A 14187-nucleotide genomic window follows, 5' to 3' on the forward strand; every position below is an offset into this window, starting at 1 on the left:
GGAGGTTCTTGCGACGGGGCCTTTACGACCGGACGCGTAGATTCTGCCGCAGCGCACACATGCAGAAAAATGATTTATTGTTGCAATGTAAATAGACTTTTCTCTATATCTACGCTTTTACCTCTCCATCGATGCGTCTCACCTTCCATCAGCTGCGCCTGCTGCTCACCGTGTCGCGCGAAGGCACCGTCTCCCGCGCGGCGCAGCGGTTGCACCTTGCCCAGCCCACCCTGTCCGCGCAGCTGCGCCAACTCGCCGACCAGGTCAGGCTGCCGCTGTTCGAGCGCATAGGCCGGCGCCTGCACCTGACGGCCGCAGGCAAGCTCGTGGTGGAAACCGCGGAACGCCTGGAGCAGGAGCTCGAGACCCTCGACGAACGCCTCGCCGGCTTGCGCGGTGACGTGGTCGGGCGCCTGCGCCTGGCGGTGGTGAGCACCGCGGAGACCTTCATCCCGCGCCTGCTCGGGGACTTCCGCCGCGAACGACCGGCCGTCGAGGTCTCGCTCGTGGTTCTCAACCGCGACGCGGTGATCCGCCGCCTGACCGACAACCTCGACGACCTGTACATCATGAGCCGCCCGCCCCAGGCGCCACCGGTGGTCGCCACGCCCTTCCTGTCCAATCCCCTCGTCGTCGTCGCGGCCGCCGATCATCCGCTGGCGAGCCGCGAGCGGCTTCCAATCGAGGCGCTCGCAGCAGAAGAATTCGTGCTGCGTGAGCACGGCTCGGGCACGCGCCAGGCCGCAGAGCAGTTTTTCGCAGCGCACGGCCTCGTGCTACGCCCCCGTCTGGAACTCGGCAGCAACGAGGCGGTGAAACAGGCGGTGGCCGGCGGGCTCGGGCTCTCCCTGCTATCCGCCCACGCCCTTGCCCATGCTGCAGACGAAGGCATCGCCGTCCTGCGCGTGAACGAGACCCCCCTGCAGACACAGTGGCAGGTGGTGTACCCGGCGGGCAAGCAGCTCACCCCGCTCGCCGGAGCCTTCCTGGGCTTCCTGCGCGAGCGCGCCGCCGAGCTGGACCGCACCGCACAGGCGCGGCTGGCCGCTGCACGGCGCTAGGCCCTGGGTTTCACGTCGAGCGCGCAACTGCCTTCAAATTACCTTTTTGAATAACCTCTGCGCAATTTAGTCTTTGTGAAGCATAAAGGCCGGGATAAGCTGCGTCTTCTGCAAACCTCTCCCCGTCTCATGCTGATCCCGGAGATCCACGCCCCGCTTCTTGTCGGCCTCGTCCTCGTCGCCCTGTTCGCAGCCTTCGTGCGCGAATGGGTGAAGCCCGACGTGGCAGTGATGACTGCGGTCGCGGTGCTGCTCGCCGCGGGCGTGCTGGGGACGAAAGAAGTGCTCGGCGTGTTCTCCAACAGTGCGCCGATCACGATCGCCTGCCTGTTCATCCTCAGCGCGGCGCTGTCGCGAACCGGCTGCGTCGACCAGCTCGGCGAGTGGCTGGCGGCGGCAGCGGGCGGTGGAGAGCGCCGGCTGCTGCTGGCCCTGATCGTGGCCTGCGTGGCGGTGTCGCCCTTCATCAACAACACACCGGTGGTGATGGTGATGATCCCTGCGGTGATCGCTGTAGCGGCCCGCCAGGGCCTCGCGCCCTCGCGCCTGCTGATCCCGCTCTCCTACGCCACCATCCTTGGCGGGCTGATCACCATGGTCGGCACCTCGACCAACATCCTGGTCGACGGCGTAGCGCGCGAGCAGGGGCTGGCGCCGTTCTCGATGTTCGAGATCAGCCTGCCCGCGATCCTGATCGCACTCGTGGGCAGCGTCTTCATGCTGGTGTTGGCCCCGCGCGTGCTCCCGGTGCGCGAAACCCTGAGCCAGCAGTTCGGCAGCGCAGAGCGCTGGTTCATGACCGAGCTCTTCGTACCCGAGGGCTCACACCTGGCCGGCAAGACGTTGCGCGAAGCGCGCCTGTCCAATGGAACCATCAAGGTACTGAACCTGGTGCGCAACGACATGGAGCTGAAGGATCCGGCGCCTGAGACCCGGATCGCGGTCGGCGACCGCGTTGTGGTACACAGCCGTAGCGACGCAATGATCGCGCTGCGCTGCACCGACGCCGTCGGGCTACAGGCCGACGCGGGGCACGACATCGAGACGCTGCGCCGCCATGGCGTGGTGATGGTCGAGGCCATCGTCGGCCAGACCTCGCGCTACATTCAGCGCCCGATCCGCGACCTGGATCTGCTTGCGCGCTACGGCATCCATCTTGTCGCCGTGCACCGCCGCGACGCCTCGTTCGCGCAGATCGGCGACGATTTCCAGCTCCTGAGCGGCGACGTGCTGCTGGTGGAAGGCACGCCTGCGCAGATCAAGCGCTTCTGCGACAACGGCGACCTGTTCGCGATCACCGAGGGCCGCCAGATGGCGAGCCGCCGCCACAAGGCGCCGATCGCGCTGGCCACCCTCGCCGGCGTGATGCTGCTCGCCGCGCTGAACGTGATGCCGATCGAGGGCCTCGCGCTGATCGGTGCCGCGGTGGTGATCGCCACCGGTTGCGTCACCAGCGATGAAGCCTACAAATCGATCGAGTGGCCGATCCTGGTGCTGATCTTCGGCATGCTCGCGATCAGCATCGCGATGCGCAACTCGGGACTGGACCAGATGCTTGCCGGGCAACTCGCACAGTTCGGCGACGGGCTGTCGCCGTGGATGATGCTCTCACTGATGATCCTGATCACCTCGATCGCGACCGAAGCGCTGAGCAACAACGCGATCGCGGTGCTCTTCACCCCGGTGGCGATCGGGCTGGCGCAGCAGATGGGCGTGGACCCGCGCCCCTTCGTCGTCGGTGTGATGTTCGCCGCCAGTTGCAGCTTCGCAACCCCGATCGGCTACCAGACCAACACCCTGGTGTACAGCGCAGGCAACTACCGTTTCACCGATTTCGCGCGCCTGGGCCTGCCGATGAACCTTCTCACCTGGCTACTGTGCAGCGCACTGATCCCGCTGTTCTGGCCCTTCCACCCCTGAGCACGGGGCGCCCCTTTCGACACCCCGCCCCTGCCCCGACTCTCAGCCGCGGTGCACCGGCAGCGCACCGAAGGCCTGCGCCACCGGCATCAGCTCGATGGTGTTGATATTGACGTGCGCCGGCCGGGTGGCGATCCAGTACACCGAGTCGGCGATGTCCTCGGCGGTCAGCGGCTGCACGTCGGCATAGACTTTCGCCGCCTTGTCGTCGTCGCCGTGAAAGCGCACGTTGGAGAACTCGGTGCCGCCGCACAAGCCCGGCTCCACGTCGGTCACGCGCAGCGCGGTACCGATCAGGTCCGCGCGCAGGTTGAGGCTGAACTGGCGCACGAAGGCCTTGGTCGCGCCGTACACGTTGCCACCCGGGTAGGGCCAGCGCCCGGCGATGGAGCCGAGGTTGAAGATGTGACCACGATTGCGCGCCACCATGCCGGGCAGGAAGGCCCGCGTCACCTGCACCAACCCCGTGCAGTTGGTATCGATCATGGTGTGCCAGTCGTCCAGCGAGGCCTGGTGCGCCGGCTCGAGGCCGAGCGCGAGCCCGGCGTTGTTGACCAGCACATCCACCTCGGCGAAACCCGCCGGCAACGCCGCCGGCACGGCAGCGACCGCATCAGCGTCACGCACATCGAGCTCCACCGCCAGCAGCGCGTCGCCGAGCTCGGCGGCGAGCGCATCCAGTCGATCCTTGCGGCGGGCGGTGGCGACCACGCGGTGCCCTCCCTGGACGAAGCTGCGCGCGATGGCGGCGCCGAAGCCGGCAGAGGCGCCGGTGACGAAGACGATCATGAGTGGGACTCCTCGACGAATGCGATGAAGACTGTGCCACGCCCCTTGCGCGGAGCGGCACACGAACCGCCGATGGTAACGAAGCCGGGCGCCGATGCCAAAGCTGGGCGCCCGGTGAGTCGGACGCCCGGCAAACGGGTTTCCCGTACGCGGAACTGCACGACCCGCTACGCGCCTCCGTCGGCGAACGCCGCCAGCGCCGCGCGCAGCGCCGCCTCGTCCACGCCGTCCGCAAGCGCCGCGACCTGCGCACCTGCCAGCCACAGCGCCGCCTCCTTCATCTCGAAGGCGTCGCCCGCCTTGAGCGCGGCCACCACCGCACCCGCCTCGCGCGGCGAGGCGAAGCCCTCGCCCTGCAGCAGCAGGCGGCCATCGGCGTCGACGAGCTTGAAGTGGAAACGCCCGTCCGCCTCACGGTACTGCTTGAACTGCGGCAGTGCAGCCTTAGCCTTTTCCGCCTTCGCCGCGCCGGCGACTGTGGAGAGCCGACGCAGGCCGACGGCATGGCGCAACTCGCCAAGGAAGGGCGTGGCGATCGCGCGAGCCTTGGCGGCCCCTTCGTGCAACAGCTTCTCGATGCGCTCGGGCTCGGCAATCAGGGCCTCGTAGCGCGTGCGCATCGGCGCGACCGTGGCCTCGATCCTGTCGAACAGCGCCTGCTTGGCTTCACCCCAGGCAATCCCTTGCTCGAAGGCAGTGCGCATCGTGCGCGTCTCCTCTGCGGTGGAAAAGGCCTGGTAGAGCTGGAACAGCGCCGAGCCGTCGGCGTCCTTGGGCTCGCCGGGCGCCCGGGAGTCGGTGACGATCGAGAAGATCAGCTTCTTCAGATCGGCGGTGGGCGCGAACAGCGGGATGGTGTTGTCGTAGCTCTTGCTCATCTTGCGGCCGTCCAGCCCGGGCAGGGTGGCGACCGAGGCGTCAATGGCGGCCTCGGGCAGCACGAAATGCTCGCCGTACAGGTGATTGAAGCTGCCCGCCATGTCGCGTGCCATCTCGATGTGCTGGATCTGGTCGCGTCCGACCGGCACCGAGTGCGCCTTGAACATCAGGATGTCGGCCGCCATCAGCACGGGGTACATGTACAGGCCCATGTTTACGCCGGCGTCCGGGTCGACGCCCTCGGCGGTGTTGCGGTCCACCGCCGCCTTGTAGGCATGGGCGCGGTTGAGCAGGCCCTTGCCGCAAACGCAGGTGAGCAGCCAGGTGAGCTCGGGGATCTCGGGGATGTCGGACTGGCGATAGAACCACACGCGATCGGTGTCCAGCCCGGCGGCGATCCAGGTGGCGGCGATCTCCAGCGTCGAGCGCTGCACGCGCAGCGGGTCGGTGGTCTTGATCAGCGCGTGGTAGTCGGCCAGGAAGTAGAAGCTCTCCACCCCCGGCTGGCGGCTGGCAGCGACCGCCGGACGGATGGCACCGGCGTAGTTGCCAAGGTGGGGTGTGCCCGAGGTGGTGATCCCGGTGAGGACGCGCTGGACAGTCATGGATCGCTCCGGCTCAAACTGGACAAGGACCGCGAGTTTAACGACTTCGGCGAGCAGGGATAAGACGCAGATCGCTACGAAGCAGATCGTTATGCCCGTGCTGGACGCGCTGCAGCCCGCCATCGACGCGGGATCGGCTTCCGGAGCCGCACGCGGAGCTACGATGACCGCAACAGCGGGCGCAAGGCCAGCAGGCCGAGCAAGGGTCCGGGCAGCAGCACCCACGCCACGCGCTCGCCGATCAGCGGCCACAGCCCGGTGGTGAGCTCGATCGAGGCCATGGTGATCGCGAATCCGATCGCGTTCTGGAAGGCGAGCGCGCTGCCCACGCTTTCCTGTGGGCACGCGCGCGCGGAAAGGGCGGAGAAGTGCGGCGAATCGGCCACCACGCTTGCGCCCCACAGCAGCATCAGTCCCGCCAGCGCCAGCGGCGGCCAGGCGGTGGCAAAGGGATACAACGCGCAACACAGCGCCGACACCGCCAGTGCCACCGCGGCCACCCGCGCGCTGCCGATGCGCCGGCTGAGCCAGCCACCGAGCACGCAGCCGACGGCACCGATGCCGATCACCGCGAAGGCCGGCCCGGAAGGCGCCCCGGCCTCGCCCCCCCGCGCTGCGCTCACCAGCAGCGGCACCAGCGTCCAGAAGGCGTACAACTCCCACTGATGCCCGAAGTAGCCGCAGGCAGAAGCACGGAAGTCCGGTACCCGCAGCGCGTACAGCCCTTCACCCAGGCGCAGCTTCGGCGCACCGGCACGGCGGGGGAGATGCGGGCCGTCCCCGAGCGAGAAGATCATTCCCGCCGCCAGCAGCGCGAGGAGCGAGGACACCAGCAGCGTGGCTTGCCAGCCCCAACCGGAATCGAGCATGTGCACGCCGTGCGGCAGCGCCGTGCCCAGGGTCAACATGCCGACCAGCCACGCCAGCGCAGCCCCCGCCTGCTGAGGTACCCAGCTCACCACCAGCTTCATTCCGAGCGGATACACTCCGGCGAGCGCAAGTCCCACCGCAAAACGCCATACCAGGCCCTCGCCCAAGCCCTGGGCAAGCAAGGCAAAGCCGGCGTTGGCCATCGCCCCCGCGACCGCACAGACGGCGAAGATACGGCTCGCCGCAAAGCGGTCGGCCAGCCCGCTGAGTGAAAAGCCGAGCGTGCCGGCGATGAAGCCGAGTTGCACCGCGATCGTCAGCCGGCCAATGTCGGCTGGCTGCAGCCCCCAGGTGCGCAGGAGATCCTCGCCGGCGGCGTTCGCGGAGAACCACAGCGAAGTACCGAAGAGCTGGGCGAGGACGATGAGGAGAAGCGGAGGTGCACGCATGGCACCGCAGTGTGCGATGCCGGGTGCAGGGGCTCAAGCGGGGAAATCCCTCGCGCGGGACACCCAGGCCAGCACGCAGCGCGGCGCGCCCGAGCGGCGGCACCATGGGCGCGGCCGCCCGAACCGGTTAACATCGCACCTCCCATGCCGCGTGCGCGCCCCACCCCGTCCGGCAGCCGTACCCGCCCCCATCGTCAGCCCTCCGTTGCCAGCCCAGATCGTGATCCAGCCCCTTACCGAACGTCCCCGCGTCCCCGTCATCACCGTCGGCCTGCGCCCGCACCCCACCAGTCCGGATGCTGGCACGCCCGGCCAGGGTCCGGTGGGACGTCTGTTGGCGACGATGTACGCGCTACCGGAAGGCGGCGCCGTCTTCGAGTTCCGTATCGAAGGCGGCGCCCTCGATCAGCTCGTCATCCCGGCACCGCGTCGCCCCGCCGCAGCCGAGGCGTTGTGGGAGCACACCTGCTTCGAGGCGTTCCTCGGCCGACCCGGCGAGTCCGCCTACCGCGAGTACAACTTCTCGCCCTCGGGACAGTGGGCGGTATATGGGTTCCGGGCACCGCGCGAGCGCGATGAGGCCTACCGCCCCGCCACCCCACCGGAGATCCACTGCACGCAGGACGATGGAACGCTGCTGCTCGAAGCCCATGTCCCGGCAGCGCTGCTGCCGGACACAGGCGATGGCAGCGACCTGCAAGTTGGCCTCGCCGCGGTGATCGAGCGCCGGGACGGCCCGCTCGAGTACTGGGCGCTGCGTCACACCGCCGACCAGCCCGACTTCCACGCCCGGGATACGTTCGTCCTGAGCCTGACGGTCGGCGCAGACAAGGCGGATTGAAGGCATGGCCCCCCCTGTCCGCTTCGGCCTCGACCGTCTCCTCGCCGAGCCTGCCCTGCGCCGCCCGCTGGCCGGACGCCGGGTCGCGCTGCTTGCGCACCCGGCCTCGGTCACGCGCGACCTGACCCACTCCCTCGATGCGCTCGCCACCCTGCCGGACATCCGCCTGTCTGCGGCGTTCGGTCCCCAGCACGGCCTGCGTGGTGACAAGCAGGACAACATGGTGGAGTCGCCCGACTACACCGACCCGCTGCTCGGCATCCCGGTGTTCAGCCTGTACGGCGAGGTGCGCCGCCCCACCGCGGCGATGATGGACAGCTTCGACGTGCTGCTGGTCGACCTGCAGGATCTGGGCTGCCGCATCTACACCTTCATCACCACGCTGCGCTACGTGCTGGAAGAGGCGGCGCTGCATGGCAAGTCGGTGTGGGTCCTCGACCGCCCCAACCCCGCCGGAAGGCCGGTCGAGGGCACGCTGCTGCGCGAAGGCTGGGAGAGTTTCGTCGGTGCCGGCCCGCTGCCGATGCGCCACGGCCTGACCATGGGCGAACTCGCACACTGGTTCGTGGCCACGCTTGGGCTGGATGTGGACCTGCATGTGATCGACATGGAGGGCTGGCAGCCGGGCGTCGCGCCCGGACATGGCTGGCCGCTGGGCGAGCGGACCTGGATCAACCCCAGCCCCAACGCGCCCAACCTGTGGATGGCGCGCGCCTACGCAGGCACGGTGATGCTGGAGGGCACGACACTGTCCGAAGGCCGCGGCACCACCCGCCCGCTGGAGCTCTTCGGCGCCCCGGACCTCGACGCGCGCGCGCTCATCGCCGAGATGCGCGCCCTCGCCCCGAACTGGCTGAAAGGCTGCCTGCTGCGCACTTGCTGGTTCGAGCCCACCTTCCACAAGCATGCGGGCAAGCTGTGCGCAGGCGTGCAGATCCACGTCGAGGATGCCGCGCACTACGACCACGCCACCTTCCGCCCCTGGCGGGTACAGGCGCTTGCGTTCAAGGCCATCCGCCGCCTGTGGCCCGAATATCCGCTGTGGCGCGACTTCGGCTACGAGTACGAGTTCGACCGGCTCGCAATCGACCTGATCAACGGCTCGCCGCTACTGCGCGAATGGGTGGACGATCCGCACGCACCCGCGGAAGCACTGGACGAAGCAGCGCGCGCCGACGAAGCGGCGTGGGAGCAGGCCCGCGCCCCCTTTCTGCGCTATCCGGCCTGAGCCGCCACGCGCTGTCGCGCCTCGGCGAGCGCACTGGGCAGATCGTCGCGCAGGATCGCCACCGGCAGGCAGGGCGCGCGCAGGCGTTGCAGCTGCGGGAGAATGGCCGTGGGCACCACCACCAGCGTCTCGATGTCCTGCGCGCGCAGACGCTCGATCATCTCCTCGAGCGCAAACTGCGCCGACAGATCCATGAAGGGCACCCGACTGCAGTCGAAGAGCGCAATGCGGGTTCCGATGACCTGATCCACACGGTCAAGCAACTGGCTCGCCGACCCGAAAAAGAACGCACCGTCGATCTCGATCACCCGGATACCGCTCTCCAGGTCCGCGCCACCGTCCCCCTCGAGCACGCGTTCGGCATGCGGCAGCGGACGCACATTGAAGCGGGCCTGGCGAACGAGCTGATGAATGATCAGCGCCATCGACAACACCACCCCCACCCCGACCGCCACGATCAGGTCCACCAGCACGGTGAGCACGAACACCGCAAGCATCACCGCCACGTCTGTGCGCGGGGCGGTGCGCAGCAGGCGCAGCAGGCGGTAGTCGAGGATATCGATGCCGACCTTGATCAGGATGCCCGCCAGCACCGCGAGCGGGATCTCGCTCGCGAGCGGCCCCAGCCCCAACAGCAGCGCGAGCAGGAAGAGTGAATGCATCACCCCCGATGCGCGCCCACGGCCACCGGACTTGATGTTGACCACGGTACGCATGGTCGCCCCTGCCCCCGGCAGGCCACCGACGAAGGCGCACAGCAGATTGCCCAGTCCCTGCCCGATCAGTTCTCGATTGGACTGGTGGCGGGTGCGCGTGATCGAGTCGGCCACGAGCGAAGTGAGCAAGCTGTCGATCGCACCCAGCATGCCGAGAGTGATGCCGAGCACCAGCACGGTCGTCCACGTCTCCAGCGAAACAGAGGGAAGCATGAGATCGGGCAGCCCGGCGGGGATGTCTCCAATCACCGGCACGGTGAAACCGGCGGCGACCGATAGCGCCGTCATGGCGATGAGCGCCACCAGAGGCGCCGGCACGATCCGGCTCACCGCCATCGGCATGCGAAAGACCACCAGCAGGGTGAGGAAGCCGAGCAGCAGCGCCTGCCCGTTGAACGCCGCGATCACATCCGGCAGCGCGAGTGCGGCACCCAGGGGCGAGGATTGCGGCGTCGCCCCGAGCAGCGGCGCGGTCTGCAGCAGCACGATGATGACGCCCACGCCGCTCATGAAGCCGGAAACCACCGGGTAGGGGATGAAGCGGACCATGCCGCCTGCACGCAGCAGACCAAGCGCGATCTGGACCAGACCGCCGACGAGGACCGCGGCCATGGCCAGGCCGATGTTGCCCCCCACCGCCAGCAGCGCGGACGCGAACACGACCGTCATCGGCCCGGTTGGCCCCGAGATCTGCGTGCGCGTGCCGCCGCACAGGGCCGCAACCAGACCGAGCACGATCGCACCGTACAGCCCCGCCGCAGCGCCAGCCCCGGAGGCCACACCGAAGGCGAGCGCCAGCGGCAACGCGACCACCCCAGCCGTCAGGCCGCCGAAGAAATCGCCGCGCAGGCGCCCGAACGCCTTACCCAGATCCCCCATGCACGTCTCCCGGTGTGGCGATGGAGGCCGCGGCGCATTCTTTTGTGCGTCATCTCGCCGGTCCGCCCTCAGACCGGAAAGATGTGGGAAAAAACCTTGCCGCGCAAGCGGTCAGGACACGCCTGCACGCGAAAACTTCCCGTAGCATGAGGACTGCGCGCGAGCGGCGCACGCCCTCCCTTCCGCATGCAGCCCCCGAGCACAGGAGACACGCCCCGATGATCAAGCATGGCCTTCAGATCTTCGCCTGCAACGCCAGCCGCGACCTTGCCTGCGACATCAGCCAACGCCTGGGCTTGCGCCCTGGACAGATCGATATCTCGCGCTTCTCGAACGACAACCTGCGCGTGCAGATCCACGAGAACGTACGCGAGCGTGACGTCTTCGTCGTGCAGTCCTTCACCGAGCCGGTGAGCGAACACATCATGGAGTTGCTGGTTACACTCGACGCCCTGCGCAGCGCCTCCGCGCTGCGCATCACCGCAGTCATCCCCTACTATTCCTACGCGCGCTCGGACAAGAAGGACGCGCCGCGCATCTCGATCACCGGCCGGCTGATCGCAGACCTGCTGCAGACCGCAGGCGCGAACCGCGTGCTTACCATGGACCTGCACGCCGACCAGGTGCATGGCTTCTTCAGCGTACCGGTCGATCACCTGACCGCCGTCTCCATCATCGCCGAACATTTCCGCAGCAATTACGACCTGTCGAACATGGTGGCGGTCGCCACGGACGCCGGTGGCGCCAAGCGCACCGGCCGCTTCTCGGAACGGCTCGGCATTCCGATGGCGATCATCGACAAGCGCCGGGTGTCGGACACGCAGGTGAAGCAGGGCTACGTGGTCGGCGAAGTTGCAGGTCGCGACATCGTGATCTTCGAGGACGAGATTGCCACCGCCGGCACGCTGGTATCCTCGGTGGACACGCTCCGCGCGGCCGGCGTACGCAGCATCCACGCCGCAGCCACCCACGGCGTGCTGTGCGGGCCGGCGATCGAGCGCCTGCGCGAGGCCGCGATCGATTCGATCGTAGTCACCAATACCGTGAGCCTGCCGGTAGAGAAGCGCTTCGACAAGCTCACCGTGCTGAACGTCGCCCCACTCTTCGCCGCCGCAATCGAGCGCATTCACAGCGGCCAGAGCGTGGGCGCCCTGTTCGAATAGAACAATCGCATTCTACGGGCGGGCGCCATGCCGACGGACCGTGGTCAAATTCTCTCAAGGCCGAGGGCGTTCAGTCGTTAAACCAGGTTCACTGTTTATACGAACATTAAAAAACCAGCCCCCTGGAGACCGAGATGAACTGGTTCGACAACCTCAGCCTGCGAGCGAAGCTCGTGGTGAACTTCTTCGTATCTGGCAGCTTGCTGATTCTGGCGATTCTGGTCTGCTACGTTCAGATCGACAGGCTCCAGCAGCGCACGACCGAGATCACGGCGCAAACGATGCCCGCGCTCGCGCTGGCTGGAACGCTCAGCGAAACACGGATGCGCTATCGAATTCGCAGCCTCGAGTTCATGCTCGCGGAGTCCGACACCGAAAGGGAGAAGACCGAAAAATCGCTCCAGAGCATTGCCGCGACCTTGTCGGAGAAGATTGCCGAGTACCGGGGCTTCGTCAGCACGGCAGAAGAAGCTTCCCTGCTGGAGGCATTCATCGCTGCGACCACTGCGTACGAGAACTCGGTCACGAAGGCGGTGGATCTTGTGCGTCAGGGGAACAGGTTCGAAGCCGACCGGCTCCAGAAGGAGGAATGGCTCGCCGCAGGCACCCAGGTGGCCAACGCCACATCCGCACTGGTCAAGCAGCAGAACGAACGCGGCAAGCAGATCCGTGACGCGAGCACGGCTGCAGCCGAGCAGGCCAAACAGATCGCGATCATCGCGCTGGTGGCCGGCAGCATTCTTGCGGCACTGCTGTCGATCTTGCTGGCGGGGCGAATCAGCGGGCGGCTTCGGCACGTGGTTTCGGCCGCCAACGATATCGCGGAGGGGCGCCTGGTCCCCGCATCCGGGCCGGCGATCGCGCGGACCCGCGACGAAATCGGCCAGTTGCTCCAGGCGGTCGAATCCATGCGCAGTTCGCTGCGCGACACGATCGGCCAGACGCGCACCTCCTCCTCGACCCTTGGCGATGCTGCGAAAGACCTGGGCGACGGGATCGGGCAGCTCGAGCGAAGCGCAGACGCGCAGAGCAACGCGGCGTCCAGCATCGCGGCGAGTATCGAAGAGCTGACCGTCTCGATCAACGAAGTCTCCACGCGCACGGGCGAAGCCTCGAAGGCGGCCGAGGAATCGGATGCGAAAGCGCGCACGGGGCGCAGCGTACTGAAAAAGCTCGAGCAGGAGATCGACCGGGTTTCGGTGGTCGTCAACACCGCATCCGAAGGCATCCGCAATCTCGCCGACGAATCGCGAAAGATTTCCGAGATCGTGAACGTGATCAAGGAGATCGCCGACCAGACCAACCTGCTCGCACTCAATGCGGCAATCGAGGCTGCACGCGCGGGCGAGCAGGGGCGCGGCTTCGCCGTCGTGGCGGATGAGGTCCGCAAGCTCGCGGAACGAACCGCTCAGTCCACCGGGGAGATCACCTCCATGGTGGATTCGATCCAGCACTCCACCACACAGGTCGTCACACGAATCGATGAGGGCGTATCCGCAGTCGGCCGTAGCGTAGAGCATGCCAACGAAGCCGGGCAGAGCATCGAATCGTTGCTGGAGATCGCGCGTCGGGTCGCCGAACTCATCCACGACATCGATCTCGCCCTGAGCGAGCAGTCTACGGCCTCGACCGAGGTCGCCCGCAGCGTGGAGGGGATCGCCGAAAGTGCCGACGACATACACAACGTCACGAAGGAAACCTCTGCGGCAACGGGACGGCTGATGGAAATGTCAGCGCGCATGCAGGAACAGGTCAGCCGCTTCATCCTCTAGCGGATCGGGGCTTTCGGCCCCGTCCACAACCGCCTACTCGGCAGGCCGCGCAGAAACCAGCCAGTAGGTTACGCCGAGCGCGAGCACGATGACGCCGATCGCGAACAGATACATGGGCTCCAGTGTGCTGAGGTCGAGGACGATCACCTTGCGCGCGATCGCCATCAGTGCGGTGGCGATCACCAGCTTGACGTGGATGACGTCATCGCGCAGGTAGAGCGTGATATTGACGAAGATCTCGATCGCGATCAGCACGGCCAGGAAGGCCGCGAAGACCACGAAGATGTCGTTGAGGTCGAGCAGCAGGAAGGGCGGGGCGGACAGCTTTTCGTGGAGCACGAGCACGACGTCGGCGACCGTCCACAGGATCACCGCCACCATCAGCACCGCGAGCACGCGGATCGCCTGCCGGATGATCCAGTGCAGGCGATCGATCAGCGGGTCGTCGACGCGCTCGCCGAGGTGGTTGTCGCGCTCCCGCTCCTGCTTGATCCCGCTGCTGTCCATCTTGACCTCCCTTGCCGCAGGGCTGGCGGTCACGCCCTAGTCCCGAACCTGGCCGCCAGCGATCCATCAGTTGAGCGCCCGCGCGTGCGGGCGCCTGCTCCACTTCTCGAGTGCCCTCGCCAGCACTTCGACCTCGGTCGAGGTTTCCACACCGTCGGCGCTGACGATCTCCTGCATCGCGCGCAGCATGGCCTGCTGCAGCGCTGGGTCGGTGATGTCCTCCAGCAGGAGGTCGAGAACCTCGTCGGCCAGCTTCAGGCGCAGGCCGTCCATGTGGTGGGCGCTCGCCAGCAGGTCTTCGCAGTACTCGCGCAGGATGCGTTCGAACTCGACGCTGCCGATGCCGAGCCGACGCGCAAGGTCGGTGTGCATCATGGCCTCGACCTCGTCGCGGTCCAGCCCGCCGTCGGCGAGCACGGTGAGGGCGAGCAGACGGGCAGCCGCCGGGGTGCTGTCGGTTTCGTAGTGGCGCATGGCGTGGTCTCCTTTTGTATGCGGTCTCGTCGGC

General features: G+C 67.3%; 12 protein-coding genes. 6 read left to right on the forward strand and 6 right to left on the reverse strand.

The annotated features are described in order from the left end of the window. Positions 1–131: 131 nt before the first annotated feature. Positions 132–1061 carry a LysR family transcriptional regulator gene (locus ACNKW1_RS06950; RefSeq protein ID WP_418363874.1) on the forward strand — a complete coding sequence of 310 codons (930 nt, stop codon included), beginning with the start codon at positions 132–134 and terminating at the stop codon, positions 1059–1061. Positions 1062–1190: 129 nt separating this feature from the next. Then, entirely contained in the window at positions 1191–2981 is a 1791-nt protein-coding gene (locus ACNKW1_RS06955; protein WP_418363875.1) for an SLC13 family permease, read from the forward strand. 42 nt (positions 2982–3023) lie between these two features. Here ACNKW1_RS06955 and ydfG read toward each other — a convergent pair whose 3' ends face one another. From ydfG to ACNKW1_RS06970, 3 genes are all read right to left on the reverse strand, one after another. Beyond that, entirely contained in the window at positions 3024–3770 is a 747-nt protein-coding gene (gene ydfG / locus ACNKW1_RS06960; protein ID WP_418363876.1) for a bifunctional NADP-dependent 3-hydroxy acid dehydrogenase/3-hydroxypropionate dehydrogenase YdfG, read from the reverse strand. Between the two features lie 167 nt (positions 3771–3937). Next, a complete protein-coding gene (locus tag ACNKW1_RS06965) occupies positions 3938–5254 on the reverse strand; it encodes a tryptophan--tRNA ligase (protein WP_418363877.1) in 1317 nt (438 codons plus the stop codon). A gap of 158 nt (positions 5255–5412) precedes the next feature. Then, a complete protein-coding gene (locus ACNKW1_RS06970; protein ID WP_418363878.1) occupies positions 5413–6573 on the reverse strand; it encodes an MFS transporter in 1161 nt (386 codons plus the stop codon). A gap of 220 nt (positions 6574–6793) precedes the next feature. Between ACNKW1_RS06970 and ACNKW1_RS06975 the strand changes: the two genes are divergently transcribed. Both ACNKW1_RS06975 and ACNKW1_RS06980 read left to right on the forward strand, forming a co-directional pair. Further along, complete coding sequence (locus ACNKW1_RS06975; RefSeq protein WP_418363879.1) at positions 6794–7414, forward strand: DOMON-like domain-containing protein; 621 nt, start codon at positions 6794–6796, stop codon at positions 7412–7414. 4 nt (positions 7415–7418) lie between these two features. Continuing rightward, positions 7419–8642: an exo-beta-N-acetylmuramidase NamZ domain-containing protein gene (locus ACNKW1_RS06980; RefSeq protein ID WP_418363880.1), complete on the forward strand. Its 1224-nt coding sequence runs from the start codon at positions 7419–7421 to the stop codon at positions 8640–8642. Here the strand turns inward: ACNKW1_RS06980 and ACNKW1_RS06985 are convergent. Continuing rightward, complete coding sequence (locus ACNKW1_RS06985; protein ID WP_418363881.1) at positions 8630–10237, reverse strand: SulP family inorganic anion transporter; 1608 nt, start codon at positions 10235–10237, stop codon at positions 8630–8632. The two genes, ACNKW1_RS06980 and ACNKW1_RS06985, sit on opposite strands and share 13 nt — an antisense overlap. A 218-nt stretch (positions 10238–10455) precedes the next feature. Here ACNKW1_RS06985 and ACNKW1_RS06990 point away from each other — a divergent pair, with 218 nt between their 5' ends. Both ACNKW1_RS06990 and ACNKW1_RS06995 read left to right on the forward strand, forming a co-directional pair. After that, entirely contained in the window at positions 10456–11400 is a 945-nt protein-coding gene (locus ACNKW1_RS06990; protein ID WP_418363882.1) for a ribose-phosphate diphosphokinase, read from the forward strand. Between the two features lie 134 nt (positions 11401–11534). Next, positions 11535–13172, forward strand: a complete 1638-nt coding sequence (locus tag ACNKW1_RS06995; RefSeq protein ID WP_418363883.1) for a methyl-accepting chemotaxis protein — start codon at positions 11535–11537, stop codon at positions 13170–13172. Positions 13173–13205: 33 nt separating this feature from the next. Here the strand turns inward: ACNKW1_RS06995 and ACNKW1_RS07000 are convergent, their stop codons facing one another. Beyond that, positions 13206–13679 (reverse strand): phosphate-starvation-inducible PsiE family protein, encoded by a 474-nt coding sequence (locus ACNKW1_RS07000; protein WP_418364088.1) that lies wholly within the window; start codon positions 13677–13679, stop codon positions 13206–13208. 66 nt (positions 13680–13745) lie between these two features. After that, positions 13746–14153 carry a TerB family tellurite resistance protein gene (locus ACNKW1_RS07005; protein WP_418363884.1) on the reverse strand — a complete coding sequence of 136 codons (408 nt, stop codon included), beginning with the start codon at positions 14151–14153 and terminating at the stop codon, positions 13746–13748. Positions 14154–14187 lie beyond the last annotated feature (34 nt).

The organism is Thauera sp. WH-2 (assembly GCF_048321015.1).
Classification (GTDB): Bacteria; Pseudomonadota; Gammaproteobacteria; order Burkholderiales; family Rhodocyclaceae; genus Thauera.

Coding starts and splice junctions, on each gene's coding strand:
- ACNKW1_RS06950 (WP_418363874.1), top strand. CDS start 132: ATGCGTCTCACCTTCCATCAGCTGCGCCTGCTGCTCACCGTGTCGCGC.
- ACNKW1_RS06955 (WP_418363875.1), top strand. CDS start 1,191: ATGCTGATCCCGGAGATCCACGCCCCGCTTCTTGTCGGCCTCGTCCTC.
- ydfG (WP_418363876.1), bottom strand. CDS start 3,770: ATGATCGTCTTCGTCACCGGCGCCTCTGCCGGCTTCGGCGCCGCCATC.
- ACNKW1_RS06965 (WP_418363877.1), bottom strand. CDS start 5,254: ATGACTGTCCAGCGCGTCCTCACCGGGATCACCACCTCGGGCACACCC.
- ACNKW1_RS06970 (WP_418363878.1), bottom strand. CDS start 6,573: ATGCGTGCACCTCCGCTTCTCCTCATCGTCCTCGCCCAGCTCTTCGGT.
- ACNKW1_RS06980 (WP_418363880.1), top strand. CDS start 7,419: ATGGCCCCCCCTGTCCGCTTCGGCCTCGACCGTCTCCTCGCCGAGCCT.
- ACNKW1_RS06985 (WP_418363881.1), bottom strand. CDS start 10,237: ATGGGGGATCTGGGTAAGGCGTTCGGGCGCCTGCGCGGCGATTTCTTC.
- ACNKW1_RS06990 (WP_418363882.1), top strand. CDS start 10,456: ATGATCAAGCATGGCCTTCAGATCTTCGCCTGCAACGCCAGCCGCGAC.
- ACNKW1_RS06995 (WP_418363883.1), top strand. CDS start 11,535: ATGAACTGGTTCGACAACCTCAGCCTGCGAGCGAAGCTCGTGGTGAAC.
- ACNKW1_RS07000 (WP_418364088.1), bottom strand. CDS start 13,679: ATGGACAGCAGCGGGATCAAGCAGGAGCGGGAGCGCGACAACCACCTC.
- ACNKW1_RS07005 (WP_418363884.1), bottom strand. CDS start 14,153: ATGCGCCACTACGAAACCGACAGCACCCCGGCGGCTGCCCGTCTGCTC.